The organism is Patiriisocius sp. 208BN25-11 (assembly GCF_058147145.1).
Window position 1 is genome coordinate 19375 of record NZ_JBYVJY010000007.1, and the last position, 13065, is coordinate 32439.

The window sequence follows — 13065 nt, forward strand, 5'->3', positions numbered from 1 at the left end:
AATTGATAGTAAATTAAAATTATTTAGTTTTTATCTATCGAATTGATTCTAATACATTTGGGATGATATTTCCGAAGAAAAGCAGTACATACCCGCAATAATGTAGCTGTTTTTTAGTTTATTTGCAGAAGCGCATATGCTACTAAAAATACTACTATGAATTTTTTATATTTCGATCCGGGTCTAGGTGCTATGATTGTTCAAGCTATTGTAGCTGCCGCTGCAGGCGTTTTATTATTTTCGAAAGGCGTAATGTATAAGATAAAAGCGTTTCTTGGTTTAGCTAAAGATGAAGATGACACCTACGATTCTATAGACATTGAGGACCAAGACGATACAGACGATGCAGAATAATACCCAGGCACATCAAGCTTCTTTTAGAGATCCTTCTGGATATATGTTTCATGATGGTGATACATTAAGAAGAGCAATACAACCTATATATTTCAAGCAATACAATGCCTTAAATGACAGTGGGTTTTTTAAGACATTGATAAAAAATGAATTGCTTATCCCGCATGAAGAAACCAGTGTTTCTGATGCACAAATAGTCATTACACCCGAAGCGATTCCATTTATTACAAATCCGTATGAATGGAGCTTTGAGCAGTATAAGCATGCTGCATTACACACGTTAAAAATTCAAAAATATGCCTTATCTAAAGGATTTATTTTGAAAGATGCTTCGGCATATAATGTAACATTTCATAAAGGCAATCCTATTTTTATAGACACCTTGTCCTTCGATTTTTACGAAGAAGACACTCCATGGCGCGCTTACAAACAATTTATCACGCATTTTTTTGGTCCGTTGGTTTTGACAAGTTACCATGGCACTGAGATTTTTAAAATGCTACAGACCCACATCGATGGAATTCCTGTAAAACTAATTTCTTCATTACTTCCGGGAAAAACAAAATTAAGCTCTACCATTTATACCAATATTCATTTATTGGCAAAAATGGAAAGCAAGCACAGTGAAGATTATAAGGCGGAAACCAAGATTGCCAAGCTGTCAAGAAAGGCACAAAATAATATTATTGATAATCTTTTCGATTTTATAAAAAAACTCACACTTAAGGAAGAAACAGAGTGGGGAAATTATTACGATAAGACCAATTACAACGACGCAGCGTTTCAAGGAAAGAAAACCTTGATTGAAGACTGGGTAACCGCTCTCAATCCGCAACGATTAATAGACATTGGTGGTAACGATGGTACTTTTGCTAGAACGGTTTTACACAAAGTACCCCATGTTATCGTTACCGATATCGACAGTAATGCTGTAGCTCATAATTACAAACAAGCCCAACAACACAAAGAAACTAATATGTTGCCTTTTGTGTGTGATGTATTGCAGCCAGCACCGGGTATTGGTTTGAATAACACAGAGCGCAATTCGTTAACAGAACGGTTGCGTGACTATGCGCCAGATGTAACCATGGCCTTAGCACTCATTCACCACATTACACTGAGTGGTAATGTTCCTTTTGAACGTTCTGCTCAATTTTTTGCAGGCTTTTCAAACTATTTAATACTAGAATTTCCAACGAGAGAAGATTCTTGGGTAGAATCCTTACTAGTGCGTAAACGTGAATTTATCAATCATTTCGATTTCTATAATCTCGATATGTTTGAAAAAGGCTATCAGCAGTATTTTACCATTGAGAAAAAAGAAAATGTTCCAGGCACAAAGCGTGTCTTGTACTTATTAAAAAACAAAGGGTAGATGGGAGCTCCTAAAAAGCAGTCTGTTATTGCCTCTTTTTTATCTTCAAGTAAAGAATATATTTTCCTTGCAGCTATTGCATCGGGGTTGTATCCTATCTTTTTCTATTACAGTAATAATTTCCCTTTAGTAAATTCATGGGGGCATCTAGCCTTTTTTGTGGGTACTTTTATTTTGCTGCCAGCGGTAGGCTTTTTTGTGATTAAAAAAGTTTTTTCAAAGGTTGCTGTGTTGCAAAAATGGGAAAAGTATGTGCTTCCTTTTTTAGGAATTTTCACCTTTTTGTTTTTACTAAAAATATGTTTGTATGCTGGGATTCAAAAGAAAATAACACTGGGTATTTTTGTAGTTGCTGCAGGAGTAGCCTTTTTTCTTTGGAAACATTATAAAAAAATAATAGTACTTCAATTATTACTAGCAGGTATGGGGTTGTTTACGCTATTGCCAGTTTTAAATAGGCAGTTGTCGTATGATACAAGTTGGACAGACCAACCAGATGCCATTACAGAAGCGAGCTTTGTAAAAAAACCAAATGTATATTTCATTCAGCCAGACGGCTATGTTAATTTTTCTGAAATTGATAAAGGCTATTATACGTTAGATAATTCAGTTTTTAAAGAGTATTTGGAACAGAACAATTTTAAGATCTACGAAAATTTCCGAAGTAATTATGCTTCTACATTAACATCCAACAGTGCTACGTTTATGATGAAGCATCACTATTATGGAAATGGTAAAAGTTTTACAGAAAGTACGAATGCTAGAGAAATGATTGTTTCAGAAAATACCACATTAGAGGTGTTTAAAAACAATGGCTACAAAAGCTATTTCTTAGCCGAAATGCCTTATCTGTTGCTTAATAAACCATCTTTAGGCTATGATGAATGCAATTTTACATTTAGTGATGTAGGCTACGTTGGAACAGGCTTAGGAACCTATTACGATATTTTATCTCCCTTGGCTACTTACACAAAAGAAGAGATTGATCAGCCTAAGTTTTTCTTTATTGAAATTTTTAACCCAGGTCACATTCATGGTCAGAAAATAAAATCCTTAGGAGTTGAAGGAGAGCGAGAATTATGGCAAGAAACGCTTGCTAATGCAAACGAAATGCTTACCAAAACGCTGAATCTTATAAATGAGAATGACCCAAATGCACTCGTAGTGATTATGGCCGATCATGGAGGTTTTGTAGGAATGGAATATACAGGACAGACCTATAAAAAAACACAGGATAGAGATCTAATTTACTCTATGTTTAGCAGTAACTTATCCATACACTGGCCCGATGGCGCTGCACCGGTATTTGACACAAACTTTAAAAGTGCTGTAAACGTTTTTAGGATTTTGGTATCTTACCTAACAGAAGACACATCGTATTTAAAACACCTTCAAGACGACAGCAGTTATGTGATTCTTAATGAAGGCGCTCCAAGTGGAGTCTATAAATACATCAATACCGATGGAGAGATCGTTTTTGAAACGGTTCCAACAGAGTAAGAACTTGGTCTTTTACTGCTCAAATTAGCAACAATTTTATGTCCAACTATCGCGTAGAAAAATATACTCAAGCACACAGGACCCTTTGGGATGCTTTTGTGCGCACTGCTAAGAACGCCACCTTTCTATTTGAACGCGATTTTATGGAGTACCACAGCGATCGGTTTGAAGATTTCTCGCTACTCGTTTTCAAAGATGATACGTTGTATGCTGTATTGCCTGCAAATGTTAAGGATGGAGAAGTCTATTCGCATCAAGGGCTTACCTATGGTAGTTTGGTATTACAAGAAAGCGCCAAGTTATTATATGCTTTTGAGGCTTTTAAAGCACTGCTGAAATTTTTACACTCGAAGAGCATTAATTCCTTAGAGATTCGTAATATTCCTACATTTTATAATTCGGTACCCGCTGATGAATTATCCTACTTTTTATTTAAAGCCAATGCAACTTTGGTAAAGAGAGATGCTTTGATGGTTATAGATAATACGCACCAAATAAAATTTCAGAAAAATAGAAGAGAAGGTATTAATAAGGCCAAACGAAATGGATTAATCGTAAAAGTAGATAGCAATTTTGAAGATTTTTGGAATGAGATTTTAATCCCAAATCTTCAACAAAAACACGGAGTGTCTCCAGTACATAGCTTAGCAGAAATAAAAGCACTTGCTGCAAAGTTTCCTGAGCATATAAAGCAAGTAAATGTGTATAAAGACAGTGCAATTGTTGCTGGAACAACAGTGTTTTTAACCAAGACAACCATTCATCCTCAGTATGTTTCTGGCAATAGTGACAAGAATGCTTTTGGTAGTCTAGATCTTGCCTATCATTTTATTATTAATGAATTAGATCCATCGAAACGTTATTTCGATTTTAATATTTCTAGTGAAGAAAATGGAACTAAACTTAATAGCGGACTCATATTCTGGAAAGAAAGTTGTGGGGCACGTACCTATGTGGCAGACAATTACGTTGTAGCTACAGCAGCATATAAAACTATAGATTTAGGCGTACTATGATACCATTTATCGATTTGCATAGCATTAATAAGCGTTTTGAAAAGGCGTTCAGAAATCAGTTTCAAGATTTCTTAGATAGCGGGTACTATATTTTGGGGAATCAAGTAGCTGCCTTTGAAAGTCGATATGCCGATTTTTGTGGCACACAATATTGTATAGGTGTTGGAAATGGTCTTGATGCATTGCGTCTCATTCTAGAAGGATACAAGGTCTTAGGGAAATTGAAAGAAGGCGATGAGGTTTTAGTAGCTTCCAATACTTTTATAGCAACTATTATTGCTATCAAACAAGCTGGACTCACCCCAGTATTGGTGGAAGCAGAAAAGGAGACCTTTAATTTTAATATTTCTGCATTACAAGAAGCCATTACGACAAATACTAAAGTGATTATGCCAGTACATTTGTATGGGCAAATAGCCCCTATGGATGAAATTGAACGGTTGGCTGCCTATCATAATTTGTTAGTTATTGAAGATGCCGCGCAAGCACACGGAGCAGAACATAATAATGGGAAACGTGCTGGTAACTTAGGCCATGCTGCTGCATTTAGTTTTTACCCTACCAAAAATTTAGGAGCGCTTGGTGACGGAGGTGCAGTGACCACCAACGATACTGAACTAGCTGAGATTGTAAAGAAATTACGTAACTATGGAACTTCTTCTAAATACGTGAACGATATCTTAGGAGTCAATTCTAGATTAGATGAAATACAAGCAGGCTTTTTATCTACAAAGTTGCATTGTTTGGATGCAGACAATGACAATAGAAGAAAGGTTGCAAAGGCTTACATAGAAGGTATAAATAATCCTAAGGTTGTTTTGCCTAGTTATGATGGTAGCAAAAACCATGTGTTTCATTTATTTGTTGTGCAGGTAGAAAATCGAATTGCATTTCAAGAATACCTAACGCGAGAAGGGGTAGGGACTTTAATTCATTATCCCATCGCACCGCATCAACAAGAAGCCTTAAAAGAATTTGCAGATTTGACCTTTACAGTTTCCGAAACCTTGCATCAACAGGTAATTAGTTTGCCAATGAGTCCCGTAATGGAGCAGGAGCAGATTGAGAAAGTGATTAACGTTGTAAATGCCTACTAATTGAAAATACCACATTTTATAAAGAGTAATTTACTGCTAAAGATCACATCTTTAAATGCGATAGTTATTTCTATTCGTCTGGTGTTTGCGGCACTTATACAGCGTCTTATCACCGATACCATAGGTGCAGAAGGCTTGTATAAGGTAGGGCAGTTGCGAAGCTTAACCCAACTACTTACTTCCCTAAGTTCTTTGGGAATTTTTAATGGAGTTGTAAAATACCTGGCGCAATACAAAGAGGACAAACAAAAATTACAAGAATTATTTTCTACAGCATTTGTCTTGTTGTTTGTGGGATCTTTGGTTTCTGGAATCTTACTTTTTGTATTTGCAACACCTATAAGTCATTACCTGTTTACAGAAAGCGAAGACTATACCTATCTCATAAAGTTTGTTGCCATCCTTACCCCAACTATTGCAGTACAACGAATGTTTAGTGGTGTGGTCAATGGTCTGTCTGAGTATAAGAAATTTGCTAAAATTGAACTCATAAGTTACCTATTGAGTGCTGCGCTTTTGGTGATTGCCTTACTGTATTATTCTATAGACGAAGCCCTCATGGCAATTGCATTGGCGCCGTTTATTCAAGTACTAGTAGTGTTGGTTATTTTCTATAAGATTTTAAATACCTATGTACAGTTTTCTAAACTATCTTTTAAAACACCTTTTCTAAAAAATCTATTGGCGTTTACGCTCATGTCATTTGTAGCAACCGTATTGCTTCACTTTGTTGAAATAGACATTCGCTCTATGTTGGCCGAAAAAATGACAGAAAAGGATGCTGGAGTTTGGACCGGAATTACATTCATTTCTAAGAACTACATGGTCTTTTCTGGGTCTCTATTTTCGTTATATGTATTACCAAAATTTGCAGGTATTTATACAGGAGGGGCTTTTAAGAAAGAAGTGGTTTCAATCTATAAAACATTGCTGCCCATATTTGGTCTTGGGATGCTTCTCGTCTTTTTTGGAAAATCGATTATTATCGATATTATTTATCCGGGATTAGAGGAAATGTTACCCCTTTTTAAATGGCAACTCCTTGGGGATTTTATTAGACTTGCTTCTTTGGTATTGGCACATCAATTTTTAGCAAAAAAGATGGTACGTAATTTTATTTTTTCTGAGCTGTTATCCTTAGCCTTGTTTTATGGCTTTGCTAATTATTTGGTGACTCAATATGGCGTAGAAGGTGTGGTAATTGGTCACTTTGTAAGATATGTGATCTATTTTGTAGTGGTGCTCTTTTTAGTGTGGCGCTATTTTAAAAATAAAAAGGAACAAGACTTTGATGCACCTATTGTGAACTAACCCCATTCCAAGTGTCCAAATACTGCTGTGCAACTTTTTTATGATCATGACGTGCAGCGACAAACCTTCTGGCTGCCATCCCAATTTCAATAATCTTTTTAGGTTGCGTGATAAGTGATTCCAAAGCTGCTACTAATGAGTCAACATTAGGAAGAGCATTAATGGCTACTGGATGGTCTAATTTATAATGTTCCGTAAATTTTTTTTCTGCTCCTGTGAATACTACTTTCCCTTTGGCCATGGCTTCTAAGGCATTGTATCCTTGATCGTAGGCAAATACTTGGTCAAGTATAATATGCGCTTTGTTGTATTTTTCGATGTATTGTGCGTAGGGAAGGTTTTCTACAATTTCTACTTTTATTTTCTTCGGAAATTTTTGTTGCATCACCACTAGGGCTTCTTCGAAATAACGAATGCCTTTACTGTGGTAATTGGTTCTGTTTATTCCCATAAATATTGTGATGGGTGCTACAATTTCAAGTTCAGGAATGGATAGCACCTCCATATTTACGGGATTAGGAAGCAATCCAAGGTATTTTGGATGTCCTTCTAGTGGCATGTGGTAATCAAAATCACTAGCAATGACACCATCTACTGTTTTAAAAACAAACTCATGTAGTTTCTTGAAAGGGAACTTTGTATATTTTAGGATATTCTCAAAGTGTGTTTTTGTAACAATTCCCTCTTTGTATTCACTTAATATTGAGTAGGGGTTTGCGTCACTAAGTTGATGTTGTACACTCAAATAATCGGTGCCGCAGCTTAAAAGAAATATTTTTTTGTTGTGTTTCTTTAGGTATGAAATCATTTTCATTTCATCTTTAGGAGCACCCCCAAACGGACTTTCATTAATGAGTTGTACTACATCAAAACCCTGTAGTATTTCCGAAGCTTTAAAAAACTGTTTGGTCATGCTCCAAGAAGTGAGATCATAGTTAAAAAGTTGATACACTGCAATCTTCAATTTTCTTGAGAATCCGCTATCAAAGCCTCTTGTTATTTTAATATCGCTAGGGTAATTTTTAAAGTAATCTCCCGTTGAGATTAATGTGACTTCATGTCCTAGTGCATGCAGTCCTTCTTGCAATGAGTTATGCAATCTGCTATATTCACCAACGAGAAGGATCTTCATATTTATACTATCTTTGGGTTTTGATATGTTTCAAAAATAACATTAATTGATGACGCAGACAGCGCACAAAACAAAATTAAAAATTTGCTTGGTTTCTATTTCTTTGGCCAAAGGAGGAGCAGAGCGCTCTGTTGCGATGTTATCTGAAATGTTAACAGCCAAAGGTCATGATGTACATCTGGTTGTATTGACCAACGAAATTGATTTCGCATATCAAGGGACCCTGTTTAATTTAGGGGAGTTGAAATCTAAAAACGATTCTTTTCTCGCTAGGATATTTCGGTTTAAAAAATTACGCACCTATTTAGTAGCTCAAAATTTTGATGTTATTATAGATCATAGGCCTAAGAATAACAACATACGGGAACTTTTTTATAGCAACTATGTCTATAAAAATATTCCTACTATGTATGTGGTTCATAGTTCTAATGTGGCAGAGTATTTCACCAACAATATGGCTAGCATGGTAAAGATTTACAATAAGGGATTGGCAACCATTTGTGTTTCGGAACATATTCAAAAAGAAATTGCTTCTAAGTTAGGCGTATCCAATAGCACCACGATACACAATGCTTTTAATCCCAATTGGATAGAAATTGAAAGTAAGGAAGCGCAAATAGAAGCTCCGTACATCTTAAGTTATGGTAGACTCTATGATGCAATTAAAGATTTTTCTTTTTTAATACGATCTTTCGATCAATCTAATGTCTGGAAACAAGGCGTACGTTTAGTGATTATGGGGGCTGGGCCCGATAGGGAGATGCTTCAGGAGTTAGCCGGTACCATGAATTCGAATACATTTATTTCTTTTCTACCTTATAATATTAACCCTTTTGAAATGATTAAAAATGCAAGATGTGTCACCCTAACAAGTACCTATGAAGGTTTTCCTATGGTGCTAGTAGAATCGCTTTCATTAGGTACTCCAGTGGTGTCCTTAGATATTGTTTCTGGGCCTTCTGAAATTATACAACACAAAAAAAATGGTTTACTGATTAAAGAAAGAGAAACCGAAACATTTGCAGCAGCTTTGAATACCATTTGTACCGACGAAGCACTATATTTGAAATTGAAAGAACAAACACTTGCTTCTGTAACACAATTTTCGATGGAGGAAATTTCAGAAAAGTGGAACCAATTATTAGAAGATGGCTTACGTTAATTTAAACGAAATACAGTTACAGGAAATTCCTAAAATAAGCGACCCAGATGGGCGCGGAAACTTGTCTGTTATTGAGAAGGACGTACTTCCTTTTGCAATTAAGCGCGTGTATTATTTGTATGATGTTCCTAGTGATAGTAGTAGAGGAGGACATGCGCACAAAGAGCTTCGTCAGTTCTTAGTAGCGCTAAGTGGTAGTTTTGATGTTGTGTTAGACAATGGCAAAGAGCGCAGAACAATTACACTTAATAGACCCAATAAAGGATTGTTAATACCTTGTGGTGTTTGGCGTGAGTTAGAAAATTTTTCAGCCGGATCTGTATGTTTGTCTCTGGTAAGTGAGGTTTATGATGAAGAAGATTACATTCGCGACTATGCTGAATTTACCTTATTTGTAGGTGCTTAAGTGAATTCTCATTTTTTCTAATACCAGTTTTGTTTGAAATAAGATCTTTATAACAAAAGAAGGTGCGTTTAACAATAAACGTTGTTTGCTATTAAGGCTCTCTGGGGCTATTTTTTCTTGTAAAGCCTTTACGTTTTTTTTATTTCCAGTTCTTTTTGCAATGATAGCCAAAGCAAATCTGTTTAAATCCAAGAACTTTTTAAGTCCCTTATTTGTGTTAGTGTATTTCTCATAAACATCTAGATTTAAGGTATTCTTAATTTGCTTTGGAGAATTTGATAAACTGGAGTTTTCAAAGGTATAGGTGGCTAAAGCTTTGTTTAGAAAAACTACTTTATAGGCTAGCCCGAGTCTAATCCAAAGGTCGGTGTCTTCTCCACTTTTAATGTCCTCGTTATACCTGCCAATGGTATCAAAAACATCTTTTTTTATAATGGTACTTGAGCTCGTGAGGACGGTGTTGATGTAGCTTGTTGTAAAATAATCTACAGTGGCTGTAGCTCCTTTCTCTAAAGAGAGATTAGAATAAGTAGGGTGTAAGGTTTGTTTAATTGTTTCAACTGTGCAAGCACAAGCAAAAACCGACTCCTTAGGGTAGGTGTCTATAACTTGCTTCATCTGCGCTAGATAACTAGGATGCCACACATCATCTGCATCTAATAAGGCGATGTAAGGAGCTGTCGCTTTTTGTAGGGCTGCATTTCTTGCACTAGACACCCCATTGTTTTCTTGCTTGTAATATTTTATTCTTGGGTCTTCAAAACTTTTTATGATATGTTCACTGCTATCTGTAGATCCGTCATTTACAATAATAACTTCAAAATCTGTAAAATCCTGTTGTAACACACTTTCTATGGTTTTAGAGAGGTGTTTCTCTTTGTTGTAAACAGGAATGACGACAGAGAACTGCATTAGGATTTGTTTTTTGATATGTCTAAGTAGTGTCCTAGTCTATAGATGTCAAATAGGAATAATGAAGGGTTGTTTGACAATAAATTCTTTTTTATAAATGTATTTCCTAACCAGATAGTTGCTCTTATAAACGAAGCAAAACCTTTCTTTTGTATGGCAATTGCTTTTTTTGACAAAGCAGTTTCTTCTGCATCAATGAGTCCTTCTTCTACAAATTGATGCAAGGCGTCTACACTTTCTATTGATTTGCGTAGAAATACTTCACTACTCTCAATGCCTAGGTGTATTACTGGATTGTCTATGTGTTGCACGTTAATGTTTTTTTTCTTGGCGTCTAAAGCAAACAAGGTGTCCTCGTGCCTCAGGTTTGGGATGTCTTCATTAAACCTCAGGGATTTAAAAACATTTTTTTGGATTAAAAAGTTTAAGGTTAAAAAACGAAGATGCGGTTCTTTGTTTCTTTCTATTACCGATAAAGCTTCCCTATGATTTCCATAATGCCATCTCAATAGTTGCGAAGTGTCTGGTTTTTCTTTTTGATAACAAATTCCTCCATATATAATTTGTGTAGTTGGTGTAATGCTATCTAAATATTTTTGAATAAAGTCATCTCGAATGACTTTCGTATCAGCGTCCAAAAAGAGAAGGGTATTGTATCTTGCGTCATTTGCTAGTTTGTTTCGGATGGCACTTCTACCAATATTCTTTGGTAGCTTGGTAAAAGTAGCATGTGCTAACGTATTAATAGCATCATTTTCAAGAACGGGTACGGGAGAGCAATCATCATACACGCAAATTTCAAAATTGACTAATGAAGCTACTGCTTGTGCATGAAGGGTATTCACAAGTTCAAAGACATTGTATTGATACGTAGGTATTACTATTGATAGCATGGTGCTAAGGTACAAAACAGATTAAAAGTATGGTTGTTATCTTAATCAAGTTTTTTGTGTTTAGATTTTATGAATACCTATCGTGCAACAATCCCTTTTGGCTTCTTTTTTTTTCTGTAGGTAGAGGTTTTATGCTTTTTATTTCAATAAGAAAAGTATTTTGTCACCATAAATACGTGTGTTTTTACAGGTAAATAGCACACATTATAGGTTTAAGTGTTTGCTATTTGAGAAATATTAAATCTTGTGTTAATATGTTGATAACTATGGTGATAAGATACTTTTGCTTTTAAAATATTGTAAGCTTTTTCTTGTTAATTTCATATCAGAACGTAGTGAAAGTACTATTAAGAATAATTTAACATTTTGGTTTTATATATTCAATTAAAAGTCATACATTTGCACGCTGAAATTTTAGCGTGAGAATTTTCTCGCTAACATTCTAATCTCACATGAAAAAAAGTATTTTAGTTACTAGTCTACTACTTTCAATTACCGTTTTTTCGGTATTGGGTTTTTCTTCTAAAGAAAATACCACAGACCTTTCTCACTACAAATTGGTGGATGAGGTGTATACGTATCAAGTACCTACACAACAAGAGGCATTAGCTGAGGCTAATTTTGTAAAGAAGCCGGCTTTTAATCTTTTTCTTGGAAAAACCTTTATTGGTTTTAAAGAAGCACTTGGCTTTAAAGAATCTAGAGGAAGTTACACTATCATTAATAAATTTGGTTATTTGGGGAAATATCAATTCGCCGCTGCTACTTTATCATTAATAGGTGTTCATAATCCGAGTGATTTTATAAGAAATGCTGCGTTACAAGAAAAGGCCTTTACTGCACATACTGCTAGAAATAAATGGATATTACGTCGAGACATCAAGCGTTTTGTAGGTAGACGTATTAACGGAGTCCTTGTTACTGAATCAGGAATACTAGCTGCTGCGCACCTTGCTGGTGCTGGTAACGTAAAAAAATATTTAAGAAGTGGTGGTACCTTTCATTTTGAAGATGCATTTGGAACCAGTATTCGCACCTATTTAAAGAAATTTTCTGGTTATGATACGTCTTACATCAAACCAGATAAGAAAGCAAAAGTTGTTTAAGTTAATTTGAGTTAAGTTTGAATTATAAATAGGGTGGGTCTTTTATTAAGATCCACCTTTATTTTTTTCCATTCTTGGGCTGTTGCGGTTCTAATATATTCTGTAGGTAATGTGATATCACAAGCAACACATATGCGCGTGTGCTTTTGTAATACCGTTGTGAGACTCTCCAGCATTTGATTGTTACGATAGGGAGTTTCTATAAATAACTGACTCTGATCTTCCTGTGCCGATCTTTTTTCTAGTTGCTTTATTTTTGATTTTCGATCTCCTTTGTCTATTGGGAGGTATCCATTAAAGGCAAAATTTTGTCCGTTAAATCCGCTAGACATCATCGCTAATAAAATGGAAGAAGGGCCTACTAATGGGACTACTTTAATTCCTTTTTTGTGAGCTTCAGCTACTACGGCAGCACCTGGGTCTGCAATTCCTGGGCAACCTGCATCTGAAATCACACCAACATCATGACCTTCTAAGCAAGGTTGAAGCATGTTTGGGATATCCTCTTCGTTAGTAAATTTATTAATCTCATCAATTTTTAAATTGGGCTGTGCTTTTTTGCTGTCAATTGCTTTTATGAATCTTCTGGCACTTTTTTCGTGTTCAACAATATAGTGATCGATGTGTTCAACAGCTTTCTTAACCAATAAGGGTAATACTTCTAGAGGTGGTGTTTCTCCCAAGGTACAGGGAATTAAATATAGGTTGCCTTTTAGTCTGTCCATAGTGTTTGTGTAGGTGTGAGGTTAAATATAGCTAAAAAAAATGTTGCCAATTCATTGTTTGTAACAATCAAAAGGC

The 13065-nt window shown here is 35.5% G+C and carries 13 protein-coding genes; 9 read left to right on the forward strand and 4 right to left on the reverse strand.

Translation table 11 applies throughout. From position 1 onward, the window contains the following. Positions 1 to 156 precede the first annotated feature (156 nt). The 6 genes from ACY2RS_RS09610 to ACY2RS_RS09635 are packed head-to-tail and all read left to right on the forward strand — an operon-like array spanning position 157 to position 6653. Entirely contained in the window at positions 157 to 354 is a 198-nt protein-coding gene (locus ACY2RS_RS09610; protein ID WP_490098435.1) for a hypothetical protein, read from the forward strand. After that, the gene (locus ACY2RS_RS09615) at positions 344 to 1729 is read left to right on the forward strand and encodes a class I SAM-dependent methyltransferase (RefSeq protein ID WP_490098436.1); all 1386 of its coding nucleotides are present in this window, start codon (positions 344 to 346) and stop codon (positions 1727 to 1729) included. Before ACY2RS_RS09610 ends, ACY2RS_RS09615 begins: the two co-directional genes overlap by 11 nt. Continuing rightward, entirely contained in the window at positions 1730 to 3229 is a 1500-nt protein-coding gene (locus ACY2RS_RS09620; protein ID WP_490098437.1) for a hypothetical protein, read from the forward strand. It abuts the gene before it with no gap. 38 nt (positions 3230 to 3267) lie between these two features. Beyond that, positions 3268 to 4245: a GNAT family N-acetyltransferase gene (locus tag ACY2RS_RS09625; RefSeq protein ID WP_490098438.1), complete on the forward strand. Its 978-nt coding sequence runs from the start codon at positions 3268 to 3270 to the stop codon at positions 4243 to 4245. Next, the gene (locus tag ACY2RS_RS09630) at positions 4242 to 5342 is read left to right on the forward strand and encodes a DegT/DnrJ/EryC1/StrS family aminotransferase (protein WP_490098439.1); all 1101 of its coding nucleotides are present in this window, start codon (positions 4242 to 4244) and stop codon (positions 5340 to 5342) included. The genes ACY2RS_RS09625 and ACY2RS_RS09630 overlap by 4 nt, the downstream gene beginning before the upstream one ends. Continuing rightward, positions 5343 to 6653 (forward strand): O-antigen translocase, encoded by a 1311-nt coding sequence (locus tag ACY2RS_RS09635; protein ID WP_490098440.1) that lies wholly within the window; start codon positions 5343 to 5345, stop codon positions 6651 to 6653. On the opposite strand, the gene ACY2RS_RS09640 is transcribed toward ACY2RS_RS09635, so the two are convergent. Continuing rightward, entirely contained in the window at positions 6640 to 7785 is a 1146-nt protein-coding gene (locus tag ACY2RS_RS09640; protein WP_490098441.1) for a glycosyltransferase, read from the reverse strand. The two genes, ACY2RS_RS09635 and ACY2RS_RS09640, sit on opposite strands and share 14 nt — an antisense overlap. Positions 7786 to 7834: 49 nt before the next feature. On the opposite strand from ACY2RS_RS09640, the gene ACY2RS_RS09645 reads away from it, so the two are divergent. After that, complete coding sequence (locus ACY2RS_RS09645; protein WP_490098442.1) at positions 7835 to 8947, forward strand: glycosyltransferase; 1113 nt, start codon at positions 7835 to 7837, stop codon at positions 8945 to 8947. Continuing rightward, positions 8934 to 9353 carry a sugar 3,4-ketoisomerase gene (locus ACY2RS_RS09650; RefSeq protein ID WP_490098443.1) on the forward strand — a complete coding sequence of 140 codons (420 nt, stop codon included), beginning with the start codon at positions 8934 to 8936 and terminating at the stop codon, positions 9351 to 9353. The genes ACY2RS_RS09645 and ACY2RS_RS09650 overlap by 14 nt, the downstream gene beginning before the upstream one ends. On the opposite strand, the gene ACY2RS_RS09655 is transcribed toward ACY2RS_RS09650, so the two are convergent. Then, a complete protein-coding gene (locus ACY2RS_RS09655) occupies positions 9336 to 10265 on the reverse strand; it encodes a glycosyltransferase family 2 protein (RefSeq protein ID WP_490098444.1) in 930 nt (309 codons plus the stop codon). The two genes, ACY2RS_RS09650 and ACY2RS_RS09655, sit on opposite strands and share 18 nt — an antisense overlap. Next, on the reverse strand, positions 10265 to 11158 hold the full coding sequence (locus ACY2RS_RS09660) for a glycosyltransferase (protein WP_490098445.1): 894 nt from the start codon (positions 11156 to 11158) through the stop codon (positions 10265 to 10267). Before ACY2RS_RS09660 ends, ACY2RS_RS09655 begins: the two co-directional genes overlap by 1 nt. Before the next feature lie 452 nt (positions 11159 to 11610). Here ACY2RS_RS09660 and ACY2RS_RS09665 point away from each other — a divergent pair, with 452 nt between their 5' ends. Beyond that, complete coding sequence (locus tag ACY2RS_RS09665) at positions 11611 to 12264, forward strand: peptidoglycan-binding protein LysM (protein ID WP_490098446.1); 654 nt, start codon at positions 11611 to 11613, stop codon at positions 12262 to 12264. Positions 12265 to 12275: 11 nt separating this feature from the next. Here ACY2RS_RS09665 and ACY2RS_RS09670 read toward each other — a convergent pair whose 3' ends face one another. Then, positions 12276 to 12989: an SAM-dependent methyltransferase gene (locus tag ACY2RS_RS09670; protein ID WP_490098447.1), complete on the reverse strand. Its 714-nt coding sequence runs from the start codon at positions 12987 to 12989 to the stop codon at positions 12276 to 12278. Positions 12990 to 13065: the final 76 nt, after the last annotated feature.